The sequence below is a fragment of the Sphingopyxis sp. BSNA05 genome (assembly GCF_013265645.1).
Classification (GTDB): domain Bacteria; phylum Pseudomonadota; class Alphaproteobacteria; order Sphingomonadales; family Sphingomonadaceae; genus Parasphingorhabdus.
The window spans coordinates 36,501-63,010 of the sequence record NZ_PYIA01000166.1; the positions used below are offsets into that span (position 1 = coordinate 36,501).

The following is a 26,510-nucleotide window of genomic DNA, read 5'->3' on the forward strand; positions in this document are numbered from 1 at the left end:
GTTTTGGCGCGCATCAGACCCTAGTCGTTGACGAAATCAAACGGCGTCAGGCCGCGCTCCCTTTCATCGAATTTGAGCGCGCGGCTGCGCGGCGGGGCGGACCGCTGCGAACATTGCGGCCGGGTGCAGGCCGTGCAGCCCAGACCGATTGCATCGGCTTGCTCGATACCCAGATCCTTGCCCCGCGCATAATAGAGCGCCGACGCGACATCGGCGGACACCCCGAGGCCGATGGCAAAAGCCGGCGTGTGGCCACCCGCTCCGGAGCCGATGCCCTGCACCGCACGCGACAAAGTGAACCATGTCGAACCGTCTTCCAGAGCGACCAGTTGCGACCGGATTTCGGCCGGTTGCTCGAAAACCCGGTGGATGTCCCAGAGAGGACAGCGATGGGCGCTTTCGACCAGCGGCGCGTTGCTCGCTCCGGCATAGCGTTTGGAAATCATCCCCGAACGGTCGATCCTGACCATGAAGAACGGCAGGCCGCGCGAGCCGACGCGCTGCAAGGTGGTCAGCCGATGGGCGACCTGTTCGAAGCCCGCACCGAAGCGGCGCTGGAGCAACTGGATCCGATAACCGCTCTGTTCGCAGGCCTTTAGAAACCGGCCATAAGGCATCATCAACGCCGCCGCGAAATAGCCGGACAGGTGCCGACGGAACAGCTTTTCGGCCGCACGGTCCGTGAATTTCCCGCCCGCCGCCAGCGCGTCAATCTCTGCCTTTGCCTCGATCTGGCCGAGCAGGAGCGCGGCCTGAAACGTGCGGGAGGCAGGGTCGAGCATTTCCGACAACTGCAACTGCCGGGCGTGCAGGTCCAGTCGGCGCAGCTTGTCGGGCAGTACGGTTTCCGGCAGGATCCTGATCGTCAGCTGATGTTTGACCCGGAGCCTTTCGGTAATCGCCCCGTAGAGATCGCCAGCACCGAGGCGCAGTTCGTCGGCAAGCTGCTCGGCCATGGCATCGAGATCGGCGAAATGGTTGCGCCAGCGTTCGATTTCCCGGCGGACTGCCTGGATCGGATCGGGTGCCCCGCTATCCCCCGTTTCATCTCCGGTCTTGCGATTGTCAAACAGGCGGACAAAGGCTTCGGCCGTATTGGGTGACGCGATCAGCCATTCTTCCAGCTCCGTTCGATCGATCGACAGGTCCTCGAACAGCGGATTGGCGAGGCGCTGGCGGATCGCATCTATTCCGCCACCCGGTTCTGCGGCAATCAGCTGTCGCGGATCAAAATCGAACCGTTCGGCCAGCAACAGCATCAGACGGGCACTGAGCGGCCGCTGGTTGCGTTCGATCAGATTGAGATAGCTGGGCGAAATATCCAGCGCTTCGGCCAGCGCGACCTGAGTCATCGCGGCGCTGCGCCGCAGCCGTTTGATGGCGGCACCGGCAAATAGTTTCTGGACTGTCATGTCGCCGCTATGTAAATTTATTTACATTGATTCAAGCCAAATTGCGATTTCTTGTCATATTCAACGCACGCGAACAATATTCTGCGCTCGCGGTCTGTGATCCGGACTGCCGATCAAGCCCGCAACAGAGGGTAAATGTTTCTTAACCGCGTCCGGCTATTTCCTTAGGGAATTTGAAATAAACTGGTGCCTGCTATGCTCAAAGAATCCATATTGCTTGTCGCGTCCACCGGACTGCTGATCTACTTCATCACGCCGAAGGAAGAGCCGCCAAAAACGGCGCCTGTCGCGGCTGAAGTACAGGAAATGGCGCCCCCTGTCGCTCCGGTATCGGATGACAGCTGGGAAGAGGATGATAGCGAGGATAGCGACTATGAGAATTTTGTCTTTGGAGAGCCGATGACGGTGGCTGGCAGTGAGGGCGATGACCCCTGGGATGAAGATCACAACCCCAGCCTGCAATATCAGGCAGACAAGTCCCCCTCGAAAAGCCGCTCTTCGGTTGGCGAGGCCCCGCCCCTGGCAGGCAGCCCACGCCCGGGTGAACCCGGCAGCCAGCAGAATCCGATCGAGCGGAGCGGAGACTCCGGCGAGGACTAGTCCAGCAGCAAATGTTGACCGGCCTTTCCCCGGAAAGGCCGGTCAAATTCCGTATTTGACGAATGAAAAGCCTACGCGCCTGGTCAACCGGGAAGCGGAAATGTCAGATCTGGAGACTGGCTCACTCCCTGCTATTCCCTGATTGCTGACGGTCGGAACTGACGATCGGTCAGTCGACGCAGCGCTGCATCTGATAGACGTCGGGCGCGATCATCAAGTCGAACCGGTTCCGATCGACGACGGTGACCGGACCATCCATCCGGAAACGACCGCCCGCCTCGCCGGTTTCCTCGTCAACCGCCAGATCATTGAGGCTCAAAACCAGTTTTCCATCCTGCCAAGCCCAAGTGCCGACCAGATCTTCCGAGACAAAATTTCCGCCGGCGATCATCGTCCAGCTGGTGGGTGCCGAGCATATTTCATCGACAAAGGTCCAGCGTCCCTCAAAATAGGACGCGTCGGTGGGGCCAGCCGCTTGCGCGACGGACGCGAATGCGGCAACCGCCAGCGCGCCCGGGACGATCCACCGCCAACCCATCTATTTCTTCATGATCTGCAAGGTTGCGGCGGTCAGAGCCTCGGCGCCGGTCTTGATCACCGTCTCCGCATCGGGCGCCCAGAATGGGCTGTGCAGCGATGGCAATTTCGTACCTGCCGCCACCGAGGCCTGATATTCTGCCATAGGGACACCGCCAACCCAGAAGATCATGCTCTTGATATTTTCATCGGCACGGCGGTAGCGGCTGAAATCCTCGCCACCCATCACCGGCTTCGACTGCACCACACGATCCTTGCCGAAGCGGGTTTCGAACAGCTGCGCCATTTCCATTGAAAATTCCGGGCTGTTGTAGGTAGCGGGGGTGAACTCCGCATCGCGAACCGACACGACCGGCATCCGGTCCTCGGGCATGCCCGCGGCAATCGCTTCGCCGCGCGCAATCCTCTTGATCCCGTCGAGCAGCTTGGCCCGGGTGGCATCGCCATAGCTGCGCACGGTGATCAGCAGCAACGCCTCGTCGGAAATGATATTATGCTTGGAGCCGGCCTGGAAACTGCCAACCGTGACAACGGCGGGATCCTGCGGATCGATCTCGCGGCTCACCAATGTTTGCAGCGCGCCGACTATCCGGCTGGCCAGCACGACGGGATCCTTGGTGGTGTGCGGATAGGCACCATGGCCGCCAACGCCCTTCACCTGGATATCGACGCTGTCGACATTGGCCAGCGCGAAGCCGGGCGCATAGCCGATATATCCTGCAGGAACGCCGGCTGCATCGTGAAAGGCCAGCGCATAGTCCGGCTTGGGAAAGCGGGTGTAGAGACCGTCTTCCAGCATCGCCATCGCGCCCTCGCCCGTCTCTTCGGCCGGTTGCAGGATCATCACCAGCGTGCCCGACCATTCTGCTTTGCGCGCAGCCAGTTGCCGTGCGGTGGCAACCCAGCCCGTCATATGCGTGTCATGACCGCAGGCGTGCATCACATAGGTATCATTGCCCTGTCGGGTTTTCGCCTGGGCCTTCGATGCGAATGGCAGCCCGGTTTTTCCTCCAGCGGCAGGCCGTCCATGTCGGCTCGCAACATCACCGTCGGTCCCTCGCCATTTTTCAAGATCGCGACCACGCCGGTGCCACCGACATTTTCGGTAACCTCATAGCCCAGACGCCGGGCTTCGGCAGCCAGCTTGGCGGCTGTGCGCACTTCCTCGCCACTCAGTTCGGGATTGGCATGCAGATCACGATAGATATCCATCAGCGAGGGCATGTCCGCCGCGATGGCATCCTTCAGACTGTCGGCCTGTGCCGGCATGACCGCGATCATTGAAGCTGCTGCCATCAATCCGAGTTTTGTAAAATTCCGCATATCCATCCCCATTCTATATTTTTCTAGCCCTGCCTAATCGGAAGCGAAATGCTTGTCAGGTCCAAAAATTCATTCCGCTGGCGTCAACTCCATCACGTCGACCTTGCTTTCATAGGCGGGAAACGGAAATATCATCCGCCAGCGTTTTGGTCCGATGCGCTGGACAACCGCCGCCTGATCGCGTTTGGCAGTCTGGCCATAAGGGACCAGAGCATCTTCATAATGGTAGATCAGGGAGCCGAGATATATTGACTGGTTCCCGGCCGCTTTGTCGATCCAGCCGATCGTGCGCTGCGAGCCCGTCAATTTGGTGAAATGCTTGCGGCCATTCTGATCCACGATCCGGCATTTGAAGGCAGGATAGGCGATATAGGGCAGCCCGCCATCGGCATCGCCGTCCAGCTTGGTGATTGAACAATTATACACGCCTTGCGGAATGTCACTGCCAGCCAGAGCCGCATCGGTGTGGAAAAGCGGAGAACGTGCGGCAAGCAAAGCGCCCTGTCCCGAACCGGTAACGCCCGATCGACCGATCTCCAGCGCCTCCTTCCAATTTTCCAGCCTTTCTACATCGGCAGCAGTCGCCCGCTCACGCCATAGCGGTGCGACCGGCACCTCCGCGGTGGCTGCAACGAGCAAGAACAGCCCGGCAATCACTGTGCGGTCCAGCCCCCGTCGATCGAAATATTCGCGCCGGTAATCGCCCGCGCCTCGTCCTTGCACAGGAAGATGGCGAGCGCGGCGATCTGGTCGATCTGGACAAATTCCTTGGTTGGCTGCGGCGCCAGCAGAACGTCGTTGATCACCTGCTCGCGGGTCAGCCCGCGCACTTCCATGGTGTTGGGGATCTGCCCCTCGACCAGCGGCGTCCAGGTATAGCCGGGCGAAATCGTGTTCACGGTGATACCGTTTTGCGCGACTTCCAGAGCAACCGTCTTGCCAAAGCCGTCAATCGCGTGCTTTGCCGCATTATAGGCGGATTTGTAGGGGCTCGCGACCTTGCTGTGCATCGAGCCGGTGTTGATGATCCGGCCCCAGCCTTTTTCCTTCATTCCCGGCAGCACCGCCTTGGTCGCGTGAAAGGCGCTGTTCATGATGATGTCCATCACCGCATTCCATTTTTCCTCGGGAAATTCGTCGACGGGCGAAACGAACTGGATACCGGCATTGTTGATCAATATATCGACGGTCCCGAGCTGCTCGGCACAATCGCCACACATCTGCCGGATTTCCTCCGGCTTGGTCATGTCGGCGCTGCTATAGGCGGCCTTGGTGCCGCTCAATGTCTCCAGTTCCTGACGCAGCGCTTCAATCTCGCCCGCGTCGCCGAAGCCGTTGATCATCACCGCCGCGCCTTCCGCGGCTAGCGCTTTTGCATAGCCGCCGCCAATGCCCGATGTAGAGCCGGTGATCAGCGCAGTCTTGCCCTTCAAAAACATAGATATCTCCTTTGCCGCGACCTTAAATCAGTCGCACCGGACTGCAACGATTTTGTAAAACTATCTGGCGGAACTTGCGCTTTTTCCGGAATCAGGCGAATTGGGACCGGACGAGGAGACAAGTAATGCGTTTAGACGATCTGGACCCCAGCAAGAATGTTCGCGATCAGGGCCGTGGTGGCGGCCGGAGCTTTGGCGGCGGCGGAGGTGGCGGTCTCGGATTGCTGCTCAGCTTCCTGCCGATGTTGCTCGGCCGGAAAATGGGCTGCGGCACGATATTGCTGATTGGTGGCGCCGCGGCGGCTTTCCTCTATTTCAGCGGTGGCGGCCTGCAACTGGCCGGCGATACAGGCGCGGGCGGCTTCCAGTCGGAAAGTTCCGGAACCAATGTGGCGTGCGATACGGAGGAAGAGCTTTTCGCCTGTCAGGTGCTCGCCTCGACCGAGCAGACCTGGGCCAAATTGTTCCAGCAACAGGGCCAACGGTACAAGCCGACCACCCTCACCTTCTATGACCAGTCCGGCCAGTCCGGATGCGGCGCAGCTCAGGCTGCCTTGGGTCCCTTTTACTGCCCTGCGGACCAAGGCGTCTATCTCGACACCAGCTTTTTCCGCGAAATGTCGACCCGCATGGCGCGAAGGGTGATTTCGCCCAGGCCTATGTGATCGCGCACGAGGTCGGCCATCATATTCAGAACCTGACCGGTGTTGCCGATCAGGTGCGCAATGCCCAGCGGAGCGCAAGCAAAGCCGAAGGCAATGCGCTGCAGGTCCGGATGGAGTTGCAGGCCGACTGCTATGCCGGCGTATGGGCGGCGCAAAATGCCGACCGGATGGAACCCGGCGATGTCGAGGAAGGCCTGAACGCGGCCCATGCGATCGGCGATGATACGTTGATGCGCGGAGCCGGTCAGCAACCGGTGGAGAGCATGTTCACCCATGGTTCGTCTGCGCAGCGCATGGCCTGGTTGCGCAAGGGCATGCAAACCGGAGATCCTTCGGCCTGCGACACGTTCGCGCGCGGCGCCGTATAGAAATCACGGGCTCCGGCGTCACACCGGAGCCCGCTTTTGGGCTCAGGCCTTCGTCCGACCCAGACTGCTAGACCAGTCCAGTCGACGGGTGACAAACATCACCCCTGCAAGAGCCGTGAAGATCAACAGCGATCCGATCAGCAGCGAGTAAGCCTGCAGACTGAGCAATATGTAGATCGCGCCATAGAGGCCCGCCAGCAATCCGCCGACCAGACTTGCGCTTCGCCAGCTCGACAATACTGAGGCCGAATAGGCCGTTATCAGCCCGATGGTTGCCGCCGACGCCGCAATGAAGGCGAGCGCGAAACCGATGATTTCGGCAAAAGCCAGCAGCAACACGAAGAACAAGACCAGCGCCGCACCGATCAATATATATTGCACCGAGGATATCCGCACGCCGCCGATCAGATCGAACAGCAGAAAGGCGACAAAGGTAAAGCCGATGATCAGAAAGCCGTATTTGGCGGCGCGATCGACCTGGCCATAGAGATCAACCGGCTGGATCAGATTGACCGTTGCGCTTGCCGCCGCGCCGCCGCTGTCGGGCTGGAACTGCACCCTCTCCAACGCCGATCCGGGATTGACCTGTGCTCCCTGCTGCATGGAAACCAGAGAACTTCCCAGAGCAAGATTGGTGATGACATATTTCGCCTCGAAGCCCTCGGCGGTGACCTTGCTTTCCTCCGCTTCCGGCAGAAAAAGCCCGGTGAAGCTGGGGTGCGGCCATTTTGACCGGACCGTCCATTCCGTCAGGCCCGCATGGGGCGCAATGGTCAGGCTCTCGTTGCCCTTGAAACGTACGGCGAAATCCGCTGCCAGCCCGCCCTCGACGAGAGCGCTGGCATCAACCCAGGCGTAAAAGCCGCTGTTGCCGGTTTCACCGAGCCCTCTGCCCGGCTTGAGGCTCAGCTTCTCATCCTCCACAGTGACGCTGTTGTCACCCGCCAGCCCGCGCGCATCGGACAAGCCAAAGCGCAGCTCGGCCCCGGCAAAATCGATGTCCTCCATCGCAATACCGTTGCGCTCGAAATCGTCGGGCAGTCTGAACATGGCCGATCCGATGACATTGGTATCGTAGACGACGACTTCATATATCGCGCGCTTCTTGGTCGAGGTCTTGAGTCCGCTGTCCAGCGTCAGCTTTTCCGGTGCCAGAAAGAATTCGCGCTGCACGATATTGGTCCGGGTGACGGTCTTGCCGTTTTGCTCAACCGTTTCCTGCAGCGCAACATTATAGGGCAGCACCAGTTTCGGCCCGGCAAATATCTGCTCCCCGCCCCAGCCCGACACGATCGAATGCTGCGCGGTCTCGCTCTGGCTTTGCCGGTCATACACCAGCAGCCAGGTGGCGAACAAAGGTATCGTCAGCAAAAACCCCATTAGCAATACCATCAGGAATTTGCGGCCGGGGGACCGCTCCTCCCTGGCCACCCCAAAATTATCGTCAGTTTCATCCATGATTTCATTCCCTCTTCCAGCGCAACAAAGGTTGCTTGCGGGACGCGCGCGTTCGTCTAAACTCCCGCTCTGACCATTATCCAACCTGCGACGAACAGTGGCGCATGTGCGTCCAATCGAAAGGCCGTTATGAATATCTCGGATTGCCACAATGTGAATGACTTTCGTGCGCTCGCGAAAAAACGCCTGCCCTTTCCGATATTTGACTATATCGACGGCGCGGCGGACGACGAAGTCACCCGGCGGCGCAACACGTTGGCCTATGAACGCTGCGATCTGGTGCCCAACGTTCTGGCCGGTGTGGAAAATATCGACATGAGCACGACCGTGATGGGGCAAAAGCTGGCGATGCCCTTGTTCCTCTCCCCGACGGCGCTGCAACGCCTGTTTCACTGGCAAGGCGAACGCGCGGTTGCCCGGGCGGCAGAGAAATTCGGAACCTATTTCGGCATTTCCTCGCTGGGCACGGTCAGCATCGAGGAGATTGGCGAAAGCATCAGCACGCCGAAAATGTTCCAGCTCTATGTCCACAAGGACAAGGACCTCAACCGGTCGATGGTCGAGCGCTGCAAGGCCGCGAAATTCGACGCGCTGACGCTGACCGTCGACACGATCGTCGGTGGCAACCGCGAGCGCTGCCTGCGCTCCGGCTTCACCAGTCCGCCGCGGATCACCCCGACCAGCTTCTGGAGCTATGCCGCCAAGCCCGCCTGGGGCCTGAACTATATGTTCCGCGACAAGTTCGAACTGTCCAATCTGAAAGACCATGTGTCGGAAGGCACGAGCGTGCCCAACTCGGTCGCCGATTATTTCACCAATATGCTCGACCAGTCTCTGGACTGGAAAATGGCGGAGGAAATAGCCAAGGACTGGGGCGGTGAATTCTGTCTCAAGGGCATCATGTCCGTGGCTGACGCCAAGCGCGCGGTCGATATCGGCGCCACCGCGATCATGGTATCCAACCATGGCGGACGGCAGCTGGACGGCAGCCGTGCCCCCTTCGACCAGCTGGCCGAGATTTGCGATGCGGTCGGCGACAAGCTCGACGTCATCTGCGACGGCGGCATCACCCGGGGCAGCCATGTGCTGAAAGCGCTCAGCGTCGGTGCCAAGGCCTGCTCGGGCGGACGCCTCTATCTCTATGCTCTCGCTGCGGCCGGACAGTCGGGGGTTGAGCGAATCCTCTCTTTGCTGCAAGCTGAAATCGAACGCGACATGAAACTAATGGGCGTCACAGCGGTTGATCAGTTGAACCGCGACAATCTGAGATTTCGATAACCGGCGCGGTCAGGGGATTGAAATGAAAATATGAGCAAATTTGCCGGCCTGCTACTGGCCCTCTCCGTTCCGGGGACAGCCGTGCTGGCGCAAAATGGCGCGCAGGAAGATTCGACGCTGGAACAGGCGGGCAACAAGGTTACCGAACCGTTTGACGGCAAGGAAGTGCCGCAGAAGTTGCGGGATATCCAGGACGATCCCTATTCGCTCAGCGGCTTGCGCAACTGTGCCGCCATCATTGCCGAGGTCGAGGAGCTCAATGCCGTGCTCGGCCCTGACGTCAACGAAACGGTCGACAAGAGCCTGGCCAAGAAGCGCGAACAGACCGCAGCTCGGGTGGCCGGCAGCGCGATCGGTTCGATCATCCCGTTCGGCGGGATCATCGGCGAGGTGACCGGCGCCAATGCCGAGCGGCGGCGCTATAATCAGGCGATCTATGCCGGCACTGTCCGGCGCGGATTCCTGAAAGGCGTCGGGCTGCAGCGCGGATGCAAGGCACCCGCGCGACCGTAAATCAACCTTGGGGGCAACAAGGGAGACATATCATGGCGTCAGCCGGATATATTATCATTGCCGGGCTGGCCGGCCTGTCACTGGCCGGACAGCCGTTGCGGGCAGCTTCACCCAATGTCGAACGACCGATGGTCGACCATGTCGAGGACGCGGTTACGCAGCCGGCCAAGGATATCAACCTGAAGAAGGACGAAATCCCTCCGCGATTGCTGGAAATCCAGAAAGCACCTTATGACCTTACCGGCATGACCGGTTGTCGCGCCATCACCACGGAGATCGCCAGCCTGCGCCCGATGCTTGGCCCCGACATCAATGAAGACCCGCTCATTTCGCGCGCCGAAAAGCGCGAGCGCAGCGTCAGCCGTGTTGCCGGCGGCATATTGGGCGGTTTCATCCCCTTTCGCGGCGTGCTCCGCGAGGTGACCGGTGCCAATGCCGCGCGGGAACGCTATCAGCGCGCGTTGTCCGCGGGCTTTGCCCGCCGGAGCTTCCTCAAGGGACTGGCGGTGAGCAAGGGATGCATGCCGCCGCCATCGGTTTCATGACAATATTGGAGTCAGCGCCTGTTCGCGCCTGGTGCCTGGCGATTTGCTACCGGAATGTGTCGACAAAAACCATATCGCGATGGCCGCCAGCATGATCGCAAACCCGCGCCGCACCAGCCCGGCATAGGGCCCACTGGTCAGCCAGCCATGGGCGCGGCCAGCTAGCAGTACGATGGTGATATGAATCAGCGTCGCGATGGCGACATAGGCGATCGAAAGCTGCGCGGTCTGCATCGCCACCGGTCCATTCTGGACAACATGGACCGGCAGAACCGCTATGAAAAACAGAGCCGCCTTGGGATTGAGCAGATTGATGATCAGCCCGCGCCGGAAATAGCGCGCCGCCGAACCGTTTCTGTGCACTGCCGACGGCGACACTTCCCGCTCCACGCTCCACGCCTCCCACGCCAGCCACAGCAGAAAAGCCGCTCCGGCATAGCGCAGCAAATTGAATATCAGCGGCGACGCGTGCGCGAGCTGTGCCAGCCCCAGCGCGGAGGCCGCCGCGACAATTGCCAGCCCCAATCCGATTCCCGCTGTCGCCGCAAAGCCCGCCCGCCGTCCCTCGCTGGCGCTGAGCAAAGCCAACCAGCCCATATTCGGGCCGGGCGTCAGTTCGACCAGCAGGACCACGAGCAGGAATGAGGGAAGCATGGGTGCGAGCATCGGGTGTTTCTATCGGGATTGATGAATGGGGGGAAGGAAATCAGCTATTCTGAATCAAGTATTTGACAGTTTCAGACCGTCATCGCACGCAAACTGGCTTAGATATTCCCGCCAGCGTAACATCCAACAGGTGAAACGGATCCCCGAAAAGCTCACTCGAAATGCGCGGCATTTGAGGAATAATGCCACTCCCGCTGAACGGATATTGTGGAACATATTGTGCCAGTACCGCCCGCGATTTACCCGGCAGCTCCCGATTGTTCCATATATTGTGGATTTCGCGCATCGGAAGGCGAAGCTTGTTATCGAACTGGATGGAAGTCAGCATCTCGATAGTAAGGAGGAGGATTTTATCCGCACTGAGTATCTCGTCAAACGGGGCTGGAAGGAATTAAGATTCTGGAATAGCGAGGTGATGGAAAACACTCATGGTGTCGCTGAAATAATACTGAAAACTGCCGCTGAACGACTTGGCGGCAAAGAACTGGAGGCAGTTCCGCCTCGGAAACGAAAGCGCGAACCGGATTAGAGTCTCGACCCACCCCCAACCCCTCCCTGGCCAGGGAGGGGAGCAGGAATGGTCCGCTTTGCAACATATATTCCCCTCCCTGAAAGGGAGGGGCTAGGGGTGGGTAACGAGCGCCAGCGAGTTCCTTAAACTGACCGATTGCGAGGACAGTTTAAACGGACCTCCGGTTAGCTCCGGCCCAACTCCAAAACCATCAATAAACCCGCTTCTTCGGCTTCACATAGGTTGCTTCGTCGGTCAGCGTGTAATCATGCACGGGGCGATAGCTGATTTCGCTCTTGCCGCCCTTGCCGCCCCAGCCTTCGAAGGTGATGACCGTGTGCTTCATCCATTCCTTGTCGTTCCGGTCTTCATAATCCTCGTGCATATGCGCGCCGCGGCTTTCCTTGCGGTTGGCGGCGGCCTTGATCGTGACCATTGCCTGGCTCATCAGATTGTCGAGTTCGAGCGTCTCGATCAGGTCGGTGTTCCAGATCAGCGAACGGTCGGTCACGCCAACATCGGCGAGTTTCGCATTGACCTTGTCCATCGCGGCAACGCCCTCTTCGAGCAGCTTGTTGTCGCGGAACACGGCGGCATGCGCCTGCATCGTCTTCTGCATTTCGAGGCGTAGGTCGGCGGTCGGGATCGAGCCCTTGGCGTTGCGGAAATGGTCAAGCCGTTGCAGCGCCAGATCGGCGCTATCGGCCGGTAGCGGCTTGTGCGACGCGTTCGGCACCAGCTTTTCCTTGAGCCGCAGACCGGTCGCGCGGCCGAAGACCACCAGATCGATCAGCGAGTTGGAGCCGAGACGGTTGGCGCCGTGCACGGATACACAGGCCGCTTCGCCGACGGCGTAGAGCCCTTCGACAATCGCGTCCGGATCATCTGCCGTCGGATTGATCACTTCGCCATGATAGTTACAGGGGATGCCGCCCATGTTGTAGTGTACGGTCGGCACCACCGGCAAAGCTTCGCGGGTCAGGTCGACGCCGGCGAAAATCTTGCCGGTTTCGGTGATACCGGGCAGCCGTTCGGCCAGCACTTCGGGCGCGATATGGTCGAGGTGGAGATAGATATGATCCTTCTCCGGCCCGACACCGCGGCCTTCGCGGATTTCGGTCGCCATGCAGCGTGAGACAACGTCGCGGCTGGCCAGATCCTTGGCGCTCGGCGCATAGCGTTCCATGAAACGCTCGCCTTCGCTGTTGGTCAGATAACCGCCCTCGCCGCGTGCGCCTTCGGTAATCAGCACGCCCGCGCCGTAAATGCCGGTCGGGTGGAACTGGACAAATTCCATGTCCTGCAAAGGCAGGCCAGCGCGCAGCACCATGCCGCCGCCGTCACCGGTGCAGGTATGGGCAGAGGTCGCGCTGAAATAACAGCGGCCCGAGCCGCCGGTCGCCAGCACCACGGCGTGGCTGCGGAACCGGTGGATCGATCCGTCTTCGAGACAGAGGGCAATCACGCCCCGGCACTCGCCGTCTTCCATGATCAGGTCGATCGCGAAATATTCGATGAAGAAATCCGCGTCATATTTCAGGCTCTGCTGATAGAGCGCGTGCAGCATCGCGTGGCCGGTACGGTCGGCAGCAGCGCAGGTACGCTGGACCGGAGGCCCCTCGCCCATATTCTGCATATGGCCGCCGAAAGGGCGCTGGTAGATCGTCCCGTCTTCGTTGCGCGAGAAAGGCACGCCGGCATGTTCCAGCTCGTAGACCGCCTGCGGGGCTTCGCGCACCAGATATTCGATCGCGTCCTGGTCGCCGAGCCAGTCGGAGCCCTTGACCGTGTCATACATATGCCACTGCCAGTGATCGGGCGTGTTGTTGCCGAGCGATGCGGCAATCCCGCCCTGCGCCGCAACCGTGTGCGAGCGGGTCGGAAAACCTTGGTGATGCAAGCCGTTTTCAGGCCCGATTCCGCAGCGCCCATGGTGGCGCGCAGGCCGGAGCCGCCAGCACCGACAACCACGGTGTCATAGCTGTGATCGATGATCTTGTAAGCAGGCTGGGTGGATGTGTCGTTCATTATGCTACCACTCCGGTAAAGGCTATTTTCGCGACCGAGAAGATTCCCAGAGCCGCACCGCCGATGGCGAAAAAGTTGAGGAGGACGATCAGGCCGAACTTGACGCCGTGATCCGGGACATAATCCTCGATCAGGACCTGCAAGCCGAGGCGCAGATGCCAGAAGATGCTGACCAGCATCAGCATCATCGGCACGGCGACCAGCGGCGAGGACAGCCATTCGACCATCAGTTCATGCCCATATTGCGGCAGCCGGACAAGCGAGAAGACCAGCCAGAGCACCAGCAGCAAATTGCTGACTGCGGTCACCCGCTGGACTATCCAGTGATGCGCACCTTCCTGTGCCGATCCGAGGCCGCGTACCCGGCCGATATTGGTTCCTGAACCCATGTTCCGATTCCTGTTCTAAAGAATATTCTTGGAGGCGATGTAGAGCCACATCGCGCCGGTGGTGATGATCGCGGCCAGAGGCACGGCGATCGACCACATCTTGTTGGTCTGCAGTTCATAGCCCGCACCCGCGTCCAGCACGAAATGGCGCAACCCGCTGTACATATGCTCGAAAAAGGCAAAGCTCATGCCGACGAGAACGATATAGCCGATATAGCCCCAGTTAAACCAACTCAGGAAATAATCATAGCTTTCCGGCCCCGCGGCAATTGCGTAGAGCCACCAGACGAGCAGCGGCACGCCGACCAGCGCCATGGCGTCGCCGGTTGCCCTGTGAAGAATGGACACCAGCATATGCGGCCCCCATTTATAAACCTGCAGATGCGGTGAAAGCGGTCTGTTCGATGCTGAACCTGATACGCCGGACATTATATTCCCCTGAACAATATCTCCGGATGATACCGGAGTCTTTGAAATAGAACCAATCCCTTAGCGAAAAGCGCGTATCATGCAAACCGGATGCGCTCTATTTAGACAATTTATTAGTGCAAAATTATTCAGGCCAATTGCAAAGCCCGAAATCTGCATCATTGATGGACGCGCGCGCCCTGTCGTTCTAATCCATCGGGCATGAGCAACAAAAAACACATATATTGGTCACCGGCGCCAGCCGCGGCATCGGTGAGGCCATCGTCGACTCGCTCGGCATGGATGATGTAACGGTCATCGGTCAAAGCACCGCCGGCGGAAATGATCTGATCGCGGCCGATTTTACGCAGGACGGCTCGGCACCCCTGCTGTGGCAGCAAGCGCTCGACCGGCTTGACGGACGCATAGACGTGCTGGTCAACAACGCCGGCCTGTTCCAGCCCAACCCGCTCGCCGCCGACGACTGGCTGGAAAGCTGGAACCGGACCATGACCATCAACCTGACGGCATCGGCGGAGCTGTGCCGCTTCGCAGTCCTGCATTTTCAGCAGCGCGGCGAGCCGGGCCGGATCGTCAATATCGCAAGCCGCGCCGCCTATCGCGGCGACAGTCCCGACCACTGGCATTATGCCGCATCGAAAGGCGGCATGGTGGCAATGACCAAGACCATCGCCCGGGCCTATGCGAAAGACGGGATACTGGCTTTCGCCATCTGCCCCGGCTTCACCATGACCGGCATGGCTGAAGATTATCTGGCAAGCCGCGGCGGCGACAAATTGCTCGCCGACATTCCGCTTGGCCGGGTTGCCCAACCGGAGGAAATCGCATCCATCGCCCGCTATTGCGCGCTCGACGCTCCGCCCAGCATGACCGGCGCCGTACTCGATGCCAATGGCGCGAGTTTTGTCCGATGATCGCCCGCGAACATCTGGACACCGCTCCCATCCCCGGCGGCGATGAACTCCGCCTGTTCCGCCGCGCCCTGAAAGGTGCCGACGAATATTCGATCATGCTGGGTCGCATCGAGCTGATGAACAGCCGGCTCAGCGGGTCGGAAGAGGCGCTGGCCACCCTCACCTGCAAACGGCTGGCAGTCAAAAACCCGCGCCTGTTGATCGGCGGCTATGGCATGGGCTTCACCCTGCGCGCTGCCCTGTCGGTCTTGCCGCCACAGGCGCATGTCGAAGTGGCCGAGCTGATTCCGGCCATTGTCCAGTGGGCGCGCGGGCCGATGGCGGATCTCTCGCAAAATGTCTCGAGGACAGCCGCGTGACCGTCACCATCGGCGATGTCGCAAATGTGATCGGCAAGGCGGAGCGCGACTATGATGCGATTTTGCTCGATGTCGACAATGGTCCGGACGGGCTGACCCATGACGCCAATGACCGGCTCTACAGCATGGCGGGCCTGGCCACGGCGAAAAAGGCCTTGCGCTCCAATGGCATATTGGCGGTCTGGTCGAGCGAAGGCGACAACCGATTTACAGCGCGCCTGAAAAATCCGGTTTCGCCGTCGAGGTTAAAACCGTCTCCGCCCGCAGCAATGGCAAGGGCGCAAAACATACGATCTGGCTGGCGGCAAATCGCTAGGGGCGATCTAGAAGCGAATATCAAACGCGACAAAGCTTACCAGACCGGCGATTGCCAGCACCAGGCTGCTTGCAGCCAGCGCCGCCACCGCCGCGCGCCCCTTTTTCCAGCCTGCGGTAAAGCCGGCCACGCCGGTCTTGAACAGCATATTCGCCAGCACCGTCATTGCCAGCACGAAACCGGCCAGATCCGACATTATCGTTTCCTCAGGCAGCGCCCCCAAAGTGATGATCGCGGCATCGACGTCGAAGGATCCCACGATCAGCACCAGATAGGCAATCCCGCTGCTTCCGTATTTTGCCTCGGCCCAGCGCGCCGCCAGCGACATTGCCGCGACGGTCAGCGCAAAGAAGAACGCCGGCAGCAGGCGGATGGGGTTGCGTGTTTCCACGCTCTCATCCGACCGGGCAGCCCCGCTCCGGCGCAGCAGGAGCAAGCCGATGATGGCGGCCACCAGCGCCGCAGGGGCGAGAATCATCGCCAGCGGCACGAAGGCAAAGCGCGCGAGCAGGAAAGTCAGCAACAGCACCCGGATATACATGACCGAGGACGCCAGCGCGATGCCCGCCGACAGGGTGCGACCTGCCGTCTCTTCCCCGCGCAATCGTTGCGCCAGCGACGCGGTCACTGCGGTGGAACTATAGGCGCCGCCAATGACGGCGGTGACCACCGTGCCATGAGCGGCGCCGAATATCCGGTTGGCGACATAGCCGGCAAAGGAAAGACCCGTCACCAATATGACGACAAACCATAGTTGCTGCAGATTGAAGGCCTCATAAGGTCCGAAATCGCGGTCCGGCAGAAACGGCAGGACGGCGAGCGCGATCAGGGCAAAGCGGATCATCACATTGATGTCGGTCGGCCCCAGCCTGCGCATAAGTCCGTGCAGTTCCGACCGCATCGACAGCAGACCGGTGACGATTGCCGCCCCGGCCATCGCCAGCGCCGGATAGCCGCTCCCCGCCACCAGACCGAGACAGAGCGTCAGCAGCGAGACCACGAAATTGGTGATGCTGCGCCCGTCCGGCTCGTGGATGGTCTTGAAATGGCTGATCGACAACATCGCCACCACGCCGGTCAGCAGGATGGCGGCGATGACCAGATTCAGGCTTTGCGAGATCAGCGCGACCAGACCGCCGAGCCCGGCGATCAGGCCGAAAGTGCGAATCCCGGCGACCCGTGCGCCCTTGTTCTCGTCGCGCATCGTCCATCCGCGCTCGACACCGATCAGCAGGCCCGCCGCCAGCGCGATCGCAAGGTCGCGATAAATAAGCCATTCGCCGGAGAATTCCGTCAGCATGGCAAGGGCATCGTCCCGCGGTGAAATCCGGATTTTGTCATCATCATCCAGCCTTAGTGAAAGCCGGCCCGGCATTTGCCCATGCGTAATTACCCTTAGGAAGCGGTCAGATCGCCCTGCTGACACCGTTGCGCGGTCCAGTCGAGAAATATGCGCCGTGACGCTTTTACCCTCTCACGGCGCTGGCATTGAGCGGCAAGCTCGGCTAACGGCTGCCCATGCTTAATTTCAACAATATAACCGTGCGCCTCGGCGGCACCGTGATCCTCGACGGCGCGACCGCAGCCCTGCCCCCCGGCGCACGGGTCGGCATGATTGGCCGCAATGGCGCGGGCAAGTCGACCCTGATGAAGGTGATCGCGGGCATGCTCGAGCCCGATGACGGCAGCGTCGACATGCCCAAGGACGCGCGCATGGGCTATATCGCCCAGGAAGCACCTGCCGGACAGGACAGTCCGCTCGATACTGTGCTGGCCGCCGATACCGAACGCGCGGCACTGCTCGAAGAATCCGAGACCGCGACCGACCCGCACCGGATCGGCGAGATTCACGAGCGGCTGAACATGATCGACGCGCACAGCGCCCCGGCGCGCGCGGCGAAAATCCTGATCGGGCTCGGCTTTGACGAAGCGGCGCAGCAACAGCCGATGGACAGTTTTTCCGGTGGCTGGCGAATGCGCGTGGCGCTCGCCGCCCTGCTCTTCTCGCAACCGGAACTGCTGCTGCTCGACGAGCCGTCGAACCATCTTGATCTCGAAGCGACCATGTGGCTGGAAAATTTCCTGACCAGCTATCAGGCGACAATCCTGGTGATCAGCCACGAGCGCGATCTGCTCAACAATGTGGTCGACCATATCCTGCATCTGCAGCATGGCACGACCACCCTCTATCCCGGCGGCTATGACGCGTTTGAAAAGCAGCGGGCCGAGCGTCAGGCGCAGCAGGCGTCCGCCCGCGAGAAACAGATCGCCCAGCGCGAAAAGCTGGAATCCTTCGTCTCCCGCTGGGGCGCCAAGGCGCATAGCGCGAAACAGGCGCAGAGCCGGGTCAAGGCGCTGGCCCGCATGGAGCCGATTGCCGCCGCAATCGACGATCCCTCGCTGAGCTTTCATTTTCCGAGTCCTGCGGAACTGAAACCACCGCTGATCACGCTCGATGATGCTGCCGTCGGCTATGGTGACAATATCATTCTCTCCGGCCTCAATATGCGGCTGGATCCCGACGACCGGACGGCCTTGCTGGGCCGCAACGGCAACGGCAAGACCACGCTCGCCCGGCTGCTCGCCAGCCAGCTGGAGCCGAAAAAGGGCGCGATCAACAAATCCGGCAAGCTGACCGTTGGCTATTTCACCCAATATCAGGTCGAGGAACTGGACACGTCGGACACGCCGCTGGAACATATGACCCGCCTGATGAAAGACGCCAAGCCGGGCGCCGTGCGCGCACAGCTCGGCCGCTTCGGCTTTTCCGGCGACAAGGCGACGATCAAGGTCGGCAAGCTGTCCGGCGGGGAACGCGCCCGTCTGGCGCTGGCGATGATCACGCGCGACGCGCCGCATCTGCTGATCCTCGATGAGCCGACAAACCATCTCGACGTCGACGCGCGCGAAGCCCTCGTGCACGCGCTCAACGAATATAGCGGCGCCGTCATCCTGGTCAGCCATGACCGCCATATGCTCGAACTCACGGCCGACCGGCTGGTGATGGTCGACAGCGGCAAGGCCGAGGAATTTGCCGGCACGCTCAAGGATTATACCGATTTCGTTCTCGGAAAGAACCAGCCCGGCTCCTCGGGTGGCAAGTCCGGAAGCGGCAACCGCAAGGAAGAACGCCGCGCCGCCGCCGAACGGCGCAAGCAGCAAGGGGAGTTGCGCAAGACCGTCTCGGCAGCCGAAAAGGAAATGAAGGTCCTGGCGGAGGAAATCTCGGCCATCGACCGCGCCATGTTCGATCCGGCCAGCGCGGCGGCGAAACATGCCGACCTCTCGATGACCGAATTGATGAAGCTGCGCGCCGAACACCAGGACAGGCTCGACAAGGCCGAAGCCCGGTGGATGGAAGCCAGCGACCGACTGGAACAGGAAAATGTCAATGCCTGAGCGGCACATCTCTGACCGGGCCTTCTCTGACGGACTAGTCCGTTGAGCGGCACCTGGAAGGTCTCGATCCTCTGCACCCGCGCCGAAGCACGAACGCTGGCGGCGGACAATCTGTTCATTTCTTCAAGCGATTCGACGCCGACCATCGTCGCCAGCGAAGTCGACGCCAAGCGGCCGGACGAATGGATGATCGACGTCTATTGCGAGGAAATGCCCGATCCCGAGATGGTCGAGAATCTCTTGCAGCTGTCGCCTTCGGCGGAAGCCGCCGGATTTCAGCCGATTGTCACTCAGCTGGGAGACGAGGACTGGGTCACGCTGAGCCAGCAGGGCCTCGAACCGCTACGGGCCGGACGGTTTCACGTGCACACCACAAGCGACCAGCCATCCGGCAATCCCAAGCTGACCAATATCTGTATCGATGCCGGGCAGGCTTTTGGTACCGGCCATCATGAAACCACCATGGGCTGCCTGCAAAGTCTCGACCGGCTCAAGAAAACCGGCCACCGGTTCCGCAACATCACCGATGTCGGCACCGGCACCGGCCTGCTCGCCTTTGCCGCGCACCATCTCTGGCGCGACGCGAAAATCATCGCCAGCGATATCGATCCGGTCGCAGTCACGGTCACCGGCGAAAATGCGCGCCAGAATGCAATCACGCTGGGCAATGGCCGCAGCCAGATCCGGCTGGTCCAGAGCAACGGTCTCGATCATCCCGCGCTCAGGCAGCGCGCGCCCTTTGATCTGATCATCGCCAATATCCTGGCCGGCCCGCTGGTCGCCCTTGCCCCGCAAATCGCCGCCGCATCAGGCGCCGGCACGGTGCTTCTGCTCGCCGGCCTGCTGAGCCGGCAAAAGGCCGAAGTGGTCCGCGCCTATATCCGCGAAGGATTTCGCCTGAAACATTCCCGGTTGGATAATGAATGGCCCTGCCTGACTCTGGTCAAGGCGAAAAATATGGCTGGCCCCGCAAGCCCCACCGCAAGAAATCACCGCTGGCATCGGATTATTTCGGGGAATGCTAGTGCTCCGCACCTGATGCGGAGCTCTGTCGGCACCTCACCATCACGCGGGCCGGGCTCCGTATCAAGTACGGAGCACACGCATAATCAAACGACCGTAGCCTCACCCGCCTGCGACCGGGCATAGTCCTGCGTCCCTTCGGTCAGCACCACATCACCCTCGACAATCTCGGCAATCCTGATGTCCGGCAGACCGGCAATCTTGTCGTATAGCGGCTTGAAATCCGTCTCCACCGTCACCCGCAGCAGCTCGTCGAGGCTGGGAATGACGAAATAATTCTGCTGGTAATCGTCGATCCGATACTCGGTGCGCAAGACCCGTTCGAGATCGAACAGGATCCGGTTGGGGCTGGGATCATCCAGCGCAAAGACGCTCTCCCCATAGCTGGAGACAATGCCGGCGCCATAGATTCGCAGACCTTCGGCCTCCTGGATCAGTCCGAATTCCACGGTATACCAGTAGAGCCGCGCCAGCTGTTTCAGCGTGCCGAATCTCAGCGCCCTGAGCCCGCCGCGGCCATAGGCGGCCATATAGTCACCAAATCGCTGGTCGGCGAGCATCGGCACATGGCCGAAGACATCGTGAAAAATATCCGGTTCCTGCAGATAGTCGAGCTGGTCCCGCCGCCGGATGAAATTGCCCGAGACAAAGCGCCGGTTGGCGAGATGGTCGAAAAACACGTCATCGGGCACCAGTCCGGGCACGGCGACAACCTGCCAGCCCGTGGCATCCATCAATATCCGGTTGAGCTCTTCGAAATCGGGAATACCGGGCCGCGACAGTTTCAAGATATCGATGCCGTCGAGAAACGCCTGCGCCGCCCGGCCCGGCAGCATTTTCTGCTGGCGCGCGAACAATATATCCCAGGTCTCGTGGTCTTCCGCCGAATAGCGTTGCCAGTCCTGGTCGATCGTCCAGTCGGCATTTGCGTGCGCTGGCGGCTTGTCATAGACATGGGTTTCGGTTTCGGGGGTATCGAGCATGGCCGCATCCTACAGCAGAACAGGTTTCGATGGCAACTACAGCGCTTAAATGGTTGAAACGCATGGTGGTTGCACTGGTCGCGATCCTTTGCGCCTATCTGCTCGCGGCGCTGGCCGGCAGCCTGCTGCCCGCCAACCAGCACTGGCAAAGCCCGAAGACGGCATCGAACTGTTCATCGAGACTAACGGCCTGCACAGCGGGATCATCATGCCGGTCTGGAGCGATGTCCATGACTGGACGCCTCTGGTCCGGCCCGAGCATCTCGCCGATCCGTCGCTTTACGGCAGCCATATTTTGGTCGGATGGGGGCATGAAGGCGTCTATCGCAACACCCGGCAATGGCGCGATCTGCGCGCAAGCGACGCGATCAGCGCGATATTTGGCAGCGACGATGTACTTGTCCACGTCTACCACCTGAAATATCCACAGGCTTATCCCTATTACCGCCGCCCCCTTATCGTCAGCGAAGCGGAATATCGCAAAATCGCCAGTGCGATCGAAGCGCGCTTCGCCCTCGACGATCAGTATCGCTCCCAACCGTCCCCGGGCTATGGCCAGGATGACCTGTTCTATCAGGCGAACGGCCATTACAGCGCCTTCTACACCTGCAACAACTGGACCAGCGACATTCTGCAACAGGCTGGTATTCGCACCGGGCGCTGGACACCCTTCCAGGGCGGCGTGATGCGCTGGTTTCCGGAAATAGCAGAGTGAACCCTTCGCACTGAGTTTGTCGAAGTGCGGCTATCTACTCGCCATGGTCCTTCGACAGGTTCAGGACGAACGGAGGGCGGCGAGGATGCCGTTCGTGGTGAGCCCGTCGAACCAGGCCCGTCGTCTGATCACAGCCCTGCGACCAGCGCAGAACGAACGGTCCATAGCCTAGCCGCCCGCGAGATCGCGCAAAGCCGCGCCGTCCCTAATCGTGACAAATCCATAGCCCGGCTCGATGACCCCGTCGCCCTGCAGCCGGGTGAGGGCCTTGCCCAGCGACACACGCGACACGCCGACCAGGTCGGCCAGTTCCTGCTGGGTGACGGTGAGCCGCGCACTGTTCCCCTGATCGCCGCAAAGCTGGGACAGCGCCAGCGCCAGCCTTTGCGGCACCGACAGGCTGCGGCTGAATTCGACCAGATCGAACGCATCCTGCACCGTCAGTGCCATCGTCTTGAGCAGCAGGCCGGTCACCGCCGGATCGGCATCCATCAGGCTCCGGAACTCGCTTTTTCCGATCCGGATCAGGCGGCAATCGCTGCCGGCAATCGCGTCGACCGTCCTCGGAAATTCGCCCATGAACGCCAGTTCGCCGAATGTTTCACCGGCGCCGAGCAGCGCAAACAGCGTCAGCCGCCCGTCGAGGCCATATCGGCCGACCTGTACCGATCCGCTCTCGATATACCAGAATTCCTTCGCCTCGTCGCCGCGCTGCTGGATGATCTGGCCGCGGGCAAAGGCCCGCTCCTGTCCGCGGGCCAGCAAATCCAGGCGTATCCGCTCGGGAAGTCCCTGCACAAAGCCGGTCCCGGCAACCGGAGCAGGCGCGTTCATGAAAATTCCCAAGAATGACAAGAAGTTTGCATTTCAGGAGATGTACAGCGGCTAGAGAAAATCTGCAAGCCATCCTCCAGGGAGAGACATGATGCGGCCCGAACTATTGGCAATAACCGGAATATTCCTCGTCTTCGGACTGCTGGAATTTTTCCGCACGCGGCTGTTCAGCAAGCCCGAACAGACCCGCGATGACGCGCTGGTCGAGATTATCGGTTCCTTCGTGTTGCTGGTCATCACCCAGCCCGGGATCATCCTCGCGGCTCAGTTCATCCTCGGCAATGTCGCGCCGCAATGGCAAGGCGCTCTGGCCGGCATCCCTCTGATCGCCGCCATTGCCCTGTTCCTGGTCTTCGACGACATGATGCAATATTGGTGGCACCGGCTGTCGCACAGCGTGCCTTTCCTCTACAATCTGCACCGCTCGCACCATAATGCGAAATATATGAGCGTGCGTCTCGTCTACCGGAATAATATCTTCTACTATCTCACCATGCCGAGCATCTGGTTCTCCGGCGCCTGATCTATCTCGGTCTCGGCTGGGTATATGTCGGCTATATCATCGTCAAAATGGCGGTGATCGTCGGCGCGCACAGCGATGTCGCCTGGGACGAACCGCTCTACAAGATCAAATGGCTGTCGCCGGTCATGTGGCTGGTCGAACGCACCATCTCGACCCCAGCCACGCACCACGCCCATCACGGCCGCCACAAAAGCGACGGCGTCACTCATTATAAGGGCAATTTTGGCAATCTTCTATTCTTCTGGGATGTGCTGTTTGGCACCGCCCACATCACGCGCCGCTATCCCGATAGCTATGGCGTGGAAAATCTCGCACCAGCCACTTTGGGTCAGCAACTAGCCTGGCCGATCTTTCCGGAGAATAAGGAAGGCGGCCATGGGGTGAAGGAACTGGCGGCGGTTGAGGCAGGCGCAGAGGCCTGACTTTCGTCATTGCGAGCGAAGCGAAGCAATCCAGCGCGTCGCTCGCCGCTCTGGATTGCCGCGTCGCTTTCGCTCCTCGCAATGACGGTGGCACATCCGACAGCTATTGAGAGAATAGCGTTCACACTGAGCTTGTCGAAGTGCACCTCTCGGGGGAACGCTGTCCTTCGACAAGCTCAGGACGAACGGCCTTGGCCGGATTACCCCCTCTCCCGTGCGGAAGAAGGGTACAGAGCCTTGCTGAGGAACGAAGCTAGGCGGCGTTGGATGAGGGTGTTCTGCCGTCAGAAGCGCAGTACGCCCTCATCCAGCTACGACTAGGCAGTCAAGCTGCCAAGTCTGCGCATCCTTCTCCCGCACGGGAGAAGGATGCATAAACCAGCTAGATCTTATCGAGGCAAACTGCGCTACCCCGCCGCCGTGACAATCTCCGCCCAGGCCGCCTCGTCAATCACTTCGATCCCCAGTTCCGCCGCCTTTTTCGCTTTCGATCCCGCGCCCGGTCCGGCGACCACCAGATCGGTTTTCGCGCTCACCGAACCGGAAGCCTTGGCGCCCAGCGCCTCGGCCTGCGCCTTGGCTTCGTCGCGGCTCATGGTTTCCAGCTTGCCGGTGAAGACCACCGTCTTGCCGGCCACCGCGCTGTCGCGGGTTTCGACGATATAGTCCGGCGGGGAAACTTCGTTCAGCAGATCTTCCCAGACCGCGACATTATGCGGTTCGTGGAAGAAATCGGCCAGCGCCGCTGCCACGGTCGGCCCCACACCATCGATCGACGTAATTTCCGCCCAGGCGGCATCACCCGCTTCGGTTCCGGTCACCGCGGGCCCAGCCTCCCCGTTCGTGTCGAGCAAAGTCGAGACACCGGCATCCGCGCCCTCCCCGTCTCTCACCTGCGCTCGAGACAAACGGTATTCGCTCGATTCCTGCGCAGCCTCGGCAACTTCCCGCAATTTCGGCAAGGTCCGGAAATTCTTCAGCAGATCCTTCGCCGTCACCGTGCCGATATGCCGTATCCCCAGCCCGAATAGCAGACGGGCCGCATCGGGCTGTCGCTTCTTTTCCACAGCCGCCAACAGATTATCCACAGACTTGTCCTGCCAGCCTTCGCGGGCGAGAATTTCAGCGCGATGCTCGTGCAGGCGGAAAATATCGGCGGGGCTTTCCAGCCAGCCTGCCTCGATAAATTCGGCGATGCTTTTCTCGCCCAGCCCGTCGATATCCAGCGCCACCCGCGAGACAAAATGGACCAGTCGCTGGAATCGCTGCGCCGGGCAGATCAGGCCGCCGGTGCAACGGACATCGACCTCGCCTTCCTCGGCGACGGCTTCGCTGCCGCATTCAGGGCAATGATCGGGGAAATCATAGGGATCTCGCTGTTCGTCGCGAGTCAGATTCTCGACCACTTGCGGGATCACGTCCCCGGCCCGCTGGATCACCACCCGGTCTCCCGGGCGCACGCCGAGCCGTTCGACTTCATCGCGATTGTGCAGCGTCACGTTGGAAACCACCACGCCGCCCACCGTGACCGGTTTGAGGCGACCAACCGGCGTCAGCTTGCCGGTGCGCCCGACCTGAATATCGATGCTCTCCAGCGTCGTCTGCGCCTGTTCCGCCGGGAATTTATGCGCCAGTGCCCAGCGTGGCGCCTTGGCCACAAAACCGAGCCGTTGCTGCCAGTCTAGCCGGTCAACCTTGTAGACCACGCCATCGATATCATAAGGCAGGTCCGCCCGCTCCGCCTCGATATGGCGATAATGGGAGAGCATATCGTCGAGCGTTTCGAACCGCTTGACCAGCGGCGAAACCGGCACGCCCCAGCTTGCGATCGCCTGCATGACGTCAAATGCCGTGTCGCCCGGCAGTTCGCTGTGCACACCCCAGCCATGCGCCCAGAATTTCAGTGGCCTCTTCGCCGTAATATTCGCGTCTTTCTGGCGCAGCGAACCGGCGGCGGCGTTGCGCGGATTGGCGAACTGGCGGATTTTCCCGGATCGAAATCGACACCCTTGGCCGTCGCATCCGCCCTGCCCTCGTCCATCAGCCGCTCGTTGAGCCCGGCAAAATCGGCCTTGGCCATGTAGACCTCGCCACGGATCTCGAAAAGGTCGGGGACGGGATGGGAAGCGTGCTCCTGCGAAGGCAGGAGCCCATCGCCCGCTCGCGCCCCGGCCGCACCCTCAGGAGATGGATCCCCGCCTTCGCGGGGATACAGCCGCTCCGGAATATCCCCAATCATCCGCACATTGGCGGTCACATCCTCGCCAACCTGCCCGTCCCCGCGCGTCGCGGCCAGCACCAGCTCGCCCTTCTCGTAGCGCAGCGAACAGGACAGCCCGTCAATCTTGTCCTCGGCGGTCACCGCCACCGGCGCGCCCTCGTCCAGATTCAAAAACCGCCGCACCCGCGCCAGCCATTCGGCGATATCCTCGTCGGAAAAACCGTTATCGAGGCTCATCATCCGCTGGGCATGGGTGACCTTCGACAAAGGCGAAGCCGCCACCGCCGCCCCGACCAGCTTGTTCGGACTATTCTCCCGCACCAGATGCGGGAAGGCCTCCTCCAGCTCGTTGTTCCGCCGCACCAGCGCGTCATAATCCGCGTCGGATATCTCCGGTGTGTCTTCGGCGTGGTAGAGCTTGTTATGTTTGGCGATGGTGCGGGCGAGACGCATAAGTTCGTTCGCGGCATCGGCTTCGGAGAGGTTCTCAACCGGAGTGAGGGTCATAAAAAGCCCCTCCTCTTCAGAGGAGGGGTTGGGGTGGTGGCGATGTGTGAACATCGCTCGCGAAGCGACAAGCGGCACCGAACCACCCACCCTCCTTAAAAGGAGGGGCTGAAACGGGCTCGTTTGATCACTA

General features: G+C 60.7%; 22 protein-coding genes and 5 pseudogenes. 13 read left to right on the plus strand and 14 right to left on the minus strand.

Going from position 1 to position 26,510, the window contains the following annotated elements:
* Nucleotides 1-20: 20 nt before the first annotated feature.
* Complete coding sequence (locus tag C8024_RS19410) at nucleotides 21-1,412, minus strand: short-chain fatty acyl-CoA regulator family protein (protein ID WP_100094600.1); 1,392 nt, start codon at nucleotides 1,410-1,412, stop codon at nucleotides 21-23.
* Nucleotides 1,413-1,607: 195 nt separating this feature from the next.
* On the opposite strand from C8024_RS19410, the gene C8024_RS19415 reads away from it, so the two are divergent.
* A complete protein-coding gene (locus C8024_RS19415) occupies nucleotides 1,608-2,012 on the plus strand; it encodes a hypothetical protein (RefSeq protein WP_217272336.1) in 405 nt (134 codons plus the stop codon).
* A 169-nt stretch (nucleotides 2,013-2,181) separates the two neighbouring features.
* On the opposite strand, the gene C8024_RS19420 is transcribed toward C8024_RS19415, so the two are convergent.
* The 4 genes and pseudogenes from C8024_RS19420 to C8024_RS19435 all read right to left on the minus strand — a co-directional run bounded on the left by C8024_RS19420 (nucleotide 2,182) and on the right by C8024_RS19435 (nucleotide 5,311).
* Entirely contained in the window at nucleotides 2,182-2,550 is a 369-nt protein-coding gene (locus tag C8024_RS19420; RefSeq protein WP_173208272.1) for a hypothetical protein, read from the minus strand.
* Nucleotides 2,551-3,872: pseudogene (locus C8024_RS19425) on the minus strand (amidohydrolase). It lies immediately after the preceding gene.
* Between the two features lie 69 nt (nucleotides 3,873-3,941).
* The gene (locus C8024_RS19430; RefSeq protein ID WP_217272337.1) at nucleotides 3,942-4,511 is read right to left on the minus strand and encodes a DUF4893 domain-containing protein; all 570 of its coding nucleotides are present in this window, start codon (nucleotides 4,509-4,511) and stop codon (nucleotides 3,942-3,944) included.
* Nucleotides 4,512-4,525: 14 nt separating this feature from the next.
* A complete protein-coding gene (locus tag C8024_RS19435; RefSeq protein ID WP_173208278.1) occupies nucleotides 4,526-5,311 on the minus strand; it encodes a 3-hydroxybutyrate dehydrogenase in 786 nt (261 codons plus the stop codon).
* Between the two features lie 125 nt (nucleotides 5,312-5,436).
* Between C8024_RS19435 and C8024_RS19440 the strand changes: the two are divergent.
* Nucleotides 5,437-6,344, plus strand: a pseudogene (locus tag C8024_RS19440) (neutral zinc metallopeptidase).
* 42 nt (nucleotides 6,345-6,386) lie between these two features.
* Here C8024_RS19440 and creD read toward each other — a convergent pair.
* Nucleotides 6,387-7,802: a cell envelope integrity protein CreD gene (gene creD / locus C8024_RS19445; protein ID WP_173208281.1), complete on the minus strand. Its 1,416-nt coding sequence runs from the start codon at nucleotides 7,800-7,802 to the stop codon at nucleotides 6,387-6,389.
* A gap of 129 nt (nucleotides 7,803-7,931) precedes the next feature.
* On the opposite strand from creD, the gene C8024_RS19450 reads away from it, so the two are divergent.
* Genes C8024_RS19450 through C8024_RS19460 form a run of 3 tightly spaced genes read left to right on the plus strand, consistent with a single transcriptional unit; the run spans nucleotide 7,932 to nucleotide 10,138 of the window.
* Nucleotides 7,932-9,080, plus strand: a complete 1,149-nt coding sequence (locus tag C8024_RS19450; protein ID WP_173208284.1) for an alpha-hydroxy acid oxidase — start codon at nucleotides 7,932-7,934, stop codon at nucleotides 9,078-9,080.
* A 30-nt stretch (nucleotides 9,081-9,110) separates the two neighbouring features.
* Nucleotides 9,111-9,593 carry a hypothetical protein gene (locus C8024_RS19455; RefSeq protein ID WP_173208287.1) on the plus strand — a complete coding sequence of 161 codons (483 nt, stop codon included), beginning with the start codon at nucleotides 9,111-9,113 and terminating at the stop codon, nucleotides 9,591-9,593.
* A gap of 32 nt (nucleotides 9,594-9,625) precedes the next feature.
* Nucleotides 9,626-10,138, plus strand: coding sequence for a hypothetical protein (locus C8024_RS19460; RefSeq protein ID WP_100094591.1), 513 nt, complete (start codon nucleotides 9,626-9,628; stop codon nucleotides 10,136-10,138).
* Here C8024_RS19460 and C8024_RS19465 read toward each other — a convergent pair.
* On the minus strand, nucleotides 10,133-10,804 hold the full coding sequence (locus C8024_RS19465) for a LysE family translocator (protein ID WP_173208290.1): 672 nt from the start codon (nucleotides 10,802-10,804) through the stop codon (nucleotides 10,133-10,135). The genes C8024_RS19460 and C8024_RS19465 overlap by 6 nt on opposite strands.
* A gap of 130 nt (nucleotides 10,805-10,934) precedes the next feature.
* On the opposite strand from C8024_RS19465, the gene C8024_RS19470 reads away from it, so the two are divergent.
* Nucleotides 10,935-11,333 carry a DUF559 domain-containing protein gene (locus C8024_RS19470; protein WP_173208293.1) on the plus strand — a complete coding sequence of 133 codons (399 nt, stop codon included), beginning with the start codon at nucleotides 10,935-10,937 and terminating at the stop codon, nucleotides 11,331-11,333.
* A gap of 193 nt (nucleotides 11,334-11,526) precedes the next feature.
* Here the strand turns inward: C8024_RS19470 and sdhA are convergent.
* From sdhA to sdhC, 3 genes and pseudogenes are all read right to left on the minus strand, one after another.
* Nucleotides 11,527-13,343: pseudogene (gene sdhA, locus C8024_RS19475) on the minus strand (succinate dehydrogenase flavoprotein subunit).
* Entirely contained in the window at nucleotides 13,343-13,732 is a 390-nt protein-coding gene (gene sdhD, locus C8024_RS19480; protein ID WP_173208295.1) for a succinate dehydrogenase, hydrophobic membrane anchor protein, read from the minus strand. The pseudogene sdhA and the gene sdhD overlap by 1 nt, the downstream one beginning before the upstream one ends.
* Nucleotides 13,733-13,747: 15 nt before the next feature.
* Entirely contained in the window at nucleotides 13,748-14,161 is a 414-nt protein-coding gene (gene sdhC, locus C8024_RS19485) for a succinate dehydrogenase, cytochrome b556 subunit (protein ID WP_173208300.1), read from the minus strand.
* A 221-nt stretch (nucleotides 14,162-14,382) separates the two neighbouring features.
* Between sdhC and C8024_RS19490 the strand changes: the two genes are divergently transcribed.
* Both C8024_RS19490 and C8024_RS19495 read left to right on the plus strand, forming a co-directional pair.
* Nucleotides 14,383-15,075 (plus strand): SDR family NAD(P)-dependent oxidoreductase, encoded by a 693-nt coding sequence (locus tag C8024_RS19490; RefSeq protein WP_367947453.1) that lies wholly within the window; start codon nucleotides 14,383-14,385, stop codon nucleotides 15,073-15,075.
* Nucleotides 15,072-15,750 (plus strand): annotated as a pseudogene (locus C8024_RS19495) (spermidine synthase). The gene C8024_RS19490 and the pseudogene C8024_RS19495 overlap by 4 nt, the downstream one beginning before the upstream one ends.
* A 7-nt stretch (nucleotides 15,751-15,757) precedes the next feature.
* Here C8024_RS19495 and C8024_RS19500 read toward each other — a convergent pair.
* Nucleotides 15,758-17,125 carry an MgtC/SapB family protein gene (locus tag C8024_RS19500; protein ID WP_100094582.1) on the minus strand — a complete coding sequence of 456 codons (1,368 nt, stop codon included), beginning with the start codon at nucleotides 17,123-17,125 and terminating at the stop codon, nucleotides 15,758-15,760.
* A 143-nt stretch (nucleotides 17,126-17,268) separates the two neighbouring features.
* Here C8024_RS19500 and C8024_RS19505 point away from each other — a divergent pair, with 143 nt between their 5' ends.
* Together C8024_RS19505 and C8024_RS19510 are read left to right on the plus strand one after the other, a co-directional pair.
* Nucleotides 17,269-19,149, plus strand: coding sequence for an ABC-F family ATP-binding cassette domain-containing protein (locus C8024_RS19505; RefSeq protein WP_173208302.1), 1,881 nt, complete (start codon nucleotides 17,269-17,271; stop codon nucleotides 19,147-19,149).
* A 42-nt stretch (nucleotides 19,150-19,191) separates the two neighbouring features.
* Nucleotides 19,192-20,298: a 50S ribosomal protein L11 methyltransferase gene (locus C8024_RS19510; protein ID WP_173208304.1), complete on the plus strand. Its 1,107-nt coding sequence runs from the start codon at nucleotides 19,192-19,194 to the stop codon at nucleotides 20,296-20,298.
* On the opposite strand, the gene phhA is transcribed toward C8024_RS19510, so the two are convergent.
* Nucleotides 20,259-21,155, minus strand: a complete 897-nt coding sequence (phhA, locus tag C8024_RS19515; RefSeq protein WP_173208307.1) for a phenylalanine 4-monooxygenase — start codon at nucleotides 21,153-21,155, stop codon at nucleotides 20,259-20,261. The two genes, C8024_RS19510 and phhA, sit on opposite strands and share 40 nt — an antisense overlap.
* A 49-nt stretch (nucleotides 21,156-21,204) precedes the next feature.
* On the opposite strand from phhA, the gene C8024_RS19520 reads away from it, so the two are divergent.
* A complete protein-coding gene (locus C8024_RS19520; RefSeq protein WP_173208310.1) occupies nucleotides 21,205-21,870 on the plus strand; it encodes a DUF2459 domain-containing protein in 666 nt (221 codons plus the stop codon).
* Between the two features lie 168 nt (nucleotides 21,871-22,038).
* Here C8024_RS19520 and C8024_RS19525 read toward each other — a convergent pair whose 3' ends face one another.
* Nucleotides 22,039-22,704, minus strand: coding sequence for a Crp/Fnr family transcriptional regulator (locus C8024_RS19525; RefSeq protein ID WP_173208313.1), 666 nt, complete (start codon nucleotides 22,702-22,704; stop codon nucleotides 22,039-22,041).
* Nucleotides 22,705-22,795: 91 nt separating this feature from the next.
* Between C8024_RS19525 and C8024_RS22370 the strand changes: the two genes are divergently transcribed.
* The gene (locus C8024_RS22370) at nucleotides 22,796-23,227 is read left to right on the plus strand and encodes a sterol desaturase family protein (RefSeq protein WP_254306130.1); all 432 of its coding nucleotides are present in this window, start codon (nucleotides 22,796-22,798) and stop codon (nucleotides 23,225-23,227) included.
* Nucleotides 23,228-23,274: 47 nt separating this feature from the next.
* Nucleotides 23,275-23,649, plus strand: coding sequence for a sterol desaturase family protein (locus C8024_RS22375; protein ID WP_254306131.1), 375 nt, complete (start codon nucleotides 23,275-23,277; stop codon nucleotides 23,647-23,649).
* Nucleotides 23,650-24,056: 407 nt separating this feature from the next.
* Here C8024_RS22375 and ligA read toward each other — a convergent pair.
* Nucleotides 24,057-26,377 (minus strand): annotated as a pseudogene (ligA, locus tag C8024_RS19535) (NAD-dependent DNA ligase LigA).
* Nucleotides 26,378-26,510 lie beyond the last annotated feature (133 nt).

What these genes read in the sequence shown, in the direction of transcription:
- C8024_RS19410 (WP_100094600.1), bottom strand. Translation starts at nt 1,412, where the DNA reads ATGACAGTCCAGAAACTATTTGCCGGTGCCGCCATCAAACGGCTGCGG.
- C8024_RS19415 (WP_217272336.1), top strand. Translation starts at nt 1,608, where the DNA reads ATGCTCAAAGAATCCATATTGCTTGTCGCGTCCACCGGACTGCTGATC.
- C8024_RS19420 (WP_173208272.1), bottom strand. Translation starts at nt 2,550, where the DNA reads ATGGGTTGGCGGTGGATCGTCCCGGGCGCGCTGGCGGTTGCCGCATTC.
- C8024_RS19435 (WP_173208278.1), bottom strand. Translation starts at nt 5,311, where the DNA reads ATGTTTTTGAAGGGCAAGACTGCGCTGATCACCGGCTCTACATCGGGC.
- creD (WP_173208281.1), bottom strand. Translation starts at nt 7,802, where the DNA reads ATGGATGAAACTGACGATAATTTTGGGGTGGCCAGGGAGGAGCGGTCC.
- C8024_RS19450 (WP_173208284.1), top strand. Translation starts at nt 7,932, where the DNA reads ATGAATATCTCGGATTGCCACAATGTGAATGACTTTCGTGCGCTCGCG.
- C8024_RS19455 (WP_173208287.1), top strand. Translation starts at nt 9,111, where the DNA reads ATGAGCAAATTTGCCGGCCTGCTACTGGCCCTCTCCGTTCCGGGGACA.
- C8024_RS19460 (WP_100094591.1), top strand. Translation starts at nt 9,626, where the DNA reads ATGGCGTCAGCCGGATATATTATCATTGCCGGGCTGGCCGGCCTGTCA.
- C8024_RS19465 (WP_173208290.1), bottom strand. Translation starts at nt 10,804, where the DNA reads ATGCTCGCACCCATGCTTCCCTCATTCCTGCTCGTGGTCCTGCTGGTC.
- sdhD (WP_173208295.1), bottom strand. Translation starts at nt 13,732, where the DNA reads ATGGGTTCAGGAACCAATATCGGCCGGGTACGCGGCCTCGGATCGGCA.
- sdhC (WP_173208300.1), bottom strand. Translation starts at nt 14,161, where the DNA reads ATGTCCGGCGTATCAGGTTCAGCATCGAACAGACCGCTTTCACCGCAT.
- C8024_RS19500 (WP_100094582.1), bottom strand. Translation starts at nt 17,125, where the DNA reads ATGCCGGGCCGGCTTTCACTAAGGCTGGATGATGATGACAAAATCCGG.
- C8024_RS19505 (WP_173208302.1), top strand. Translation starts at nt 17,269, where the DNA reads ATGCTTAATTTCAACAATATAACCGTGCGCCTCGGCGGCACCGTGATC.
- phhA (WP_173208307.1), bottom strand. Translation starts at nt 21,155, where the DNA reads ATGCTCGATACCCCCGAAACCGAAACCCATGTCTATGACAAGCCGCCA.
- C8024_RS19520 (WP_173208310.1), top strand. Translation starts at nt 21,205, where the DNA reads ATGGTTGAAACGCATGGTGGTTGCACTGGTCGCGATCCTTTGCGCCTA.
- C8024_RS19525 (WP_173208313.1), bottom strand. Translation starts at nt 22,704, where the DNA reads ATGAACGCGCCTGCTCCGGTTGCCGGGACCGGCTTTGTGCAGGGACTT.
- C8024_RS22370 (WP_254306130.1), top strand. Translation starts at nt 22,796, where the DNA reads ATGCGGCCCGAACTATTGGCAATAACCGGAATATTCCTCGTCTTCGGA.
- C8024_RS22375 (WP_254306131.1), top strand. Translation starts at nt 23,275, where the DNA reads ATGGCGGTGATCGTCGGCGCGCACAGCGATGTCGCCTGGGACGAACCG.